This window comes from Campylobacter troglodytis, assembly GCF_006864425.1.
Classification (GTDB): Bacteria; Campylobacterota; Campylobacteria; order Campylobacterales; family Campylobacteraceae; genus Campylobacter_D; species Campylobacter_D troglodytis.
This window is the reverse complement of sequence record NZ_QHLI01000104.1, coordinates 1-4,015: the sequence shown is the minus strand read 5'-3', so window position 1 is coordinate 4,015 and position 4,015 is coordinate 1. Positions and strand designations below refer to the sequence as shown.

General features: G+C 29.4%; 4 protein-coding genes and 2 pseudogenes. 5 read left to right on the top strand and 1 reads right to left on the bottom strand.

Going from position 1 to position 4,015, the window contains the following annotated elements; genetic code table 11:
- Positions 1 to 34 precede the first annotated feature (34 nt).
- Positions 35 to 140: pseudogene (locus DMC01_RS12065) on the bottom strand (IS1595 family transposase); the annotation flags it as partial.
- A gap of 306 nt (positions 141 to 446) precedes the next feature.
- On the opposite strand from DMC01_RS12065, the gene DMC01_RS12060 reads away from it, so the two are divergent.
- The 5 genes and pseudogenes from DMC01_RS12060 to DMC01_RS12035 form a co-directional block, all read left to right on the top strand.
- Positions 447 to 818, top strand: a complete 372-nt coding sequence (locus DMC01_RS12060; RefSeq protein ID WP_142694436.1) for a hypothetical protein — start codon at positions 447 to 449, stop codon at positions 816 to 818.
- A 323-nt stretch (positions 819 to 1,141) separates the two neighbouring features.
- A complete protein-coding gene (locus DMC01_RS15500; RefSeq protein ID WP_246059231.1) occupies positions 1,142 to 1,954 on the top strand; it encodes a lipase family protein in 813 nt (270 codons plus the stop codon).
- 9 nt (positions 1,955 to 1,963) lie between these two features.
- Complete coding sequence (locus DMC01_RS12045; protein WP_142694435.1) at positions 1,964 to 2,857, top strand: hypothetical protein; 894 nt, start codon at positions 1,964 to 1,966, stop codon at positions 2,855 to 2,857.
- Positions 2,854 to 3,711 (top strand): hypothetical protein, encoded by an 858-nt coding sequence (locus DMC01_RS12040; protein ID WP_142694434.1) that lies wholly within the window; start codon positions 2,854 to 2,856, stop codon positions 3,709 to 3,711. Before DMC01_RS12045 ends, DMC01_RS12040 begins: the two co-directional genes overlap by 4 nt.
- A pseudogene (locus DMC01_RS12035) lies at positions 3,708 to 4,015 on the top strand (hypothetical protein); the annotation flags it as partial. The gene DMC01_RS12040 and the pseudogene DMC01_RS12035, both read left to right, overlap by 4 nt.

Here is a 4,015-nt window from a genome sequence, read left to right as displayed (position 1 = left end):
GCACAAGCACGAGTTATTTTGCAAATTTCTGCGATTTTTTCTCCTCTAAATCAAGGCAGAAATACTTCAAAATTTCCCTAAATTTCTTTTGAGACAATTCGGAAGCGAATCATATATTTATTTTTCATTTTACTCTCCATACTTTAAAATGATATTGTATAAAATTAAAGTATCTTGAGCCAAATACTTTATCTTTGTTGGCTTGCTTTTTGGATATTTTGGTGGTTTGTGTTTTTAGCCATTGCACATAGTCCTGATATATTAGGTGAGTTTTTGAAATTTGTTGGCATAGGCATAGCACCACTGTGGGTTTATAATCTATGGAATTGGGGGATAAAAAGAGAAAGAAAGTATTTAAGAAATTTTTTAATATTTGCTTTATATTATCCTTTAGCTCTTATCTTATACTTAGTGATTGTATAGAGTAATTTTTGGAGGAAATAAACATGAAAAATAACATTGATGATTTAAGGGATTACGCAGAACTGGCACAGGCAAGTTACTTTAATCTTGTTTATATAAAAGAACAAGAATCTAAAAGTTTCAAAATAGGCAAAGATAGATTTTTTAAGGATGAAAATAGTATAGAAACACTACACTATCTCAAAGCTCTTTCGTATGTCTTTAAAGACTATTTTATTTATGATGATTCTATTGTTTTTTATCCACAATTAAATGGCGAATTTGGAGAATTACAAGCTCAAAATTTTGCAAAACGGTATCTTATAAAATTTCATCAAGCAAACACAGCCAGTGGATTTTCTGCGACACTGTTTCAAAATAAATTCACAAAAGAATTTATATTTGAGGTAAAATAGGTGTAATGATACTATTGATAATACTTTATGCTTGCTGGATTGCTTTTTGGGCGTTTGTTTGGATTATCGCACATGCTATGGTTTATAGTCCAGATATAGTTCAGGAATTTTTGGTAATACTTGGACTAGATCTTGTGCCATTGTTGATTTATAGTCTATTTTGTCTTGTGATAAAAAGAAATAAGAAATATTTAATAATGTTTTGTGTATTGCTTTTATATTATCCGTTAGGATATATTATTAACTCTATTTATTATTTTGGATTCGATGGTTTTTACAGAAGAACATTATTTTTTATATATAAAACTTTTATGGGGGATTAAATGAAAAATAAACTTTGTGATTTGCTAGACTATGCAGAACTAGCACAAGCAAGTTATTTTTATTTTGATTTAGATGGATATGTATTGAAAGAAAATAATACCACTATTACCCTAAATGAAATTATAAGTTCAAATTACAACGGACAAATGGCTGGAGAAAAAGAACATATCGGAAAAGAATATCGTTTTATTGACAAAAAGAAGCTCAACGGCGAATTTGGTGAATTGCAAGCAAAACAATTCTTTGAAAAATATGACTTACTTATTCATCAACCTAACACAGATTCAGGCTTTAGTGCTACACTCTTTCAACACAAACAATCCAAAGATTTTACACTAGCCATTCGTGGCATAGATGAATATTGGATAGATTTTAAGATGGCAAATATTGATTTGATCGCTAATAGGATACCATTATTGCAATATAACGATATGCTTTTATTTTATGCGCAATGTAAAGGCGAGATTTCCTTTTATGTCGATAGTGAATCTAAACCAAAAGATGAGCAATCTTTAGAATATATGCTATGGAAAAAAATCTACAATCAAAGTAAGGATTCCAAATATAAACCATATATAAATCAAACATTATTAAAAGATTCTAATAAGCCACCTACACAATCTAACTTTATCTCACCTATTAATTCTCGTACAAAGCTAATCCTCACAGGACATTCACTAGGTGGGACATTAGCACAACTTTTTGCACTATCTTTTGCAACCGATAAAGATTCTAGTATTATTAAAGAAGTTTATACTTCTAATGCACCAAGCATTTATTTGTGGTGTGAGCCAAACATTTTTAGAATCTAGGTAGCATAAATGATAAAAAATTTTAATGGTAGCTATATTAAAAGAGTTAGTTTTTATGGTGGTTTGATAGCATTTTTTGTTGCGATTGTTGTTTTGCTTGGTTCGTGGTATTTGCAGACACAAAATGAGCTAAAAGACGCAATAGGCAAAGCAAAAAGCGAACTTACACCATTTGTAGAATGGTATGAAAATGAGGCACAAAATGAACAAAAATCAATCCAAAATCTCACAAAGCAATCTTATGGCAGAACCAAAATAAATGCCATAATTAAACAAAATTTAATTGACACAAAAAAGATTATTGAAAATGTAGATTTTTTGACAAGATTCCCTACAACACTATATATAGGTTATAATAATAATGAAGTAGAGTTTTTGACACAGGCACAACAAGCATTATTTATAAAAATTAAGTTGAATAATGATATTTTTCTCAAAGAGGGTAACTTAAATATCAATCAGACATTCTTTATTTTGCTTGATAATGAGCGCAAAGCTTACTATGATGATATGTTTGATTTTTTAGGGCAGAAAATATTAGAGACAAAACAAATAAATAAAAATTCAATAGATAGAACTATATTTTATGACAGTATGATGATTGCTTCTTATATTGCATTTATTAAGCTATATATGTTTGATATATATCATCACACTTGCGATATCGATAAACCAATTGCAAATGAGACAATGGCTAGATTAGATGGATTGGAAAATCTATTAAAATGGTTTAACGACTCTGCTAATAGTAGGCTAGATGGTACTTACCATTTAGATAAAAACCAAAAGGCAACAATATCTCAAATGGTGCAAGAATCTATCCAAAAACAAAAAGATTTACTTAAGCAATTGTATGATAGAAACTTAGATGAAATAAGAAGTAAGCTAAAGGAATGCAAATGAGTGAAAAAATACAAGTATTAGAAAAGCCAAATAATGAAATTAATTCACAAGAATTAAAAAATATTGAAAATGCGTTAATGCAGACAGATGTTGATGCCATTGCTATAAGAATGTTTAAAGAAATAAGGCAAGAAAAATTTGAAGCCGGTATAAAAAAACTACGAGAAAATACCAAAAATAACAGCAATTATCAACAAAAAATACAAGATCTAAATACTTATGTAGATAATATAAATAGTGGGTTAAGTGTAATGAAACAGAAATTACCAAAACTAGATTCTGCCATAAAACCATTCAAACTTATCATTAGCAGATTTAGCAATCAACTTACTGCTATTGACGCAGTTATCGAATATGAAAAAACAAGCGATGGGCTAAAAGTATCGCTTAGGATTGGAGAGTCTTTTATTAAAAGTAAGATTTTTGAAGTTGGTGTAGCAAGTTCTATAAGGGCTTCAATTATTGCATTTATAGCATTGGCAATAGCTGGTATGAGTATCGTTGGAGCAATAATATTTGGAATAACAGTGCTTACCATAGGCATAGGCATATCGTGGTGGATAAGCCAAAAAGCCGAACAACTAATCAACGATACAAGTGCTTTAATAATAGACTATATTAAAAAAATAGACCTTACTTTTTCAATATCTCTAACACCACAAGAAAGAGAATATTTTAACGCCGCCCATTGTCATAGAACAATAACAAACATACAAAACAATGCAAGGCACAAAATACTAATCAATGGCTATACAGCACAAATGTTTATAATCGATAATTCTCCTAATGATGAAACTTTAAAAGATATGCAAATTCTTAGAGAACAGTTGCGGCAAATAGGACAAACAAGATGAATATTATTCATAAATTTTTAACGCAAAATGACATAGAATCTATCACAAAAGATTCTAATATAGCTTTGTTAAATGCCTTATATCAATGTGATAATATTATCGAAGTAAATAAACACAACAACGCAATGTTTAGCGATGATGAGTTAATGAGTTTTTACAATTATCACTCATCTTTCTACCTCTCATTTGTTGCAAACAAAAAATTTTTAAGCAACTCTTATTTAACTTCGCGTAAAGCCCTTTATAAATCCATAATGCAGATAAAAAAGGAAAAAGCAGAAGCACAAAAGCAAGAAATAGATTC

Bases quoted from the DNA above. Each gene is read 5' to 3' on its own strand.
- DMC01_RS12060 (WP_142694436.1), top strand. From the start codon at position 447: ATGAAAAATAACATTGATGATTTAAGGGATTACGCAGAACTGGCACAG.
- DMC01_RS15500 (WP_246059231.1), top strand. From the start codon at position 1,142: ATGAAAAATAAACTTTGTGATTTGCTAGACTATGCAGAACTAGCACAA.
- DMC01_RS12045 (WP_142694435.1), top strand. From the start codon at position 1,964: ATGATAAAAAATTTTAATGGTAGCTATATTAAAAGAGTTAGTTTTTAT.
- DMC01_RS12040 (WP_142694434.1), top strand. From the start codon at position 2,854: ATGAGTGAAAAAATACAAGTATTAGAAAAGCCAAATAATGAAATTAAT.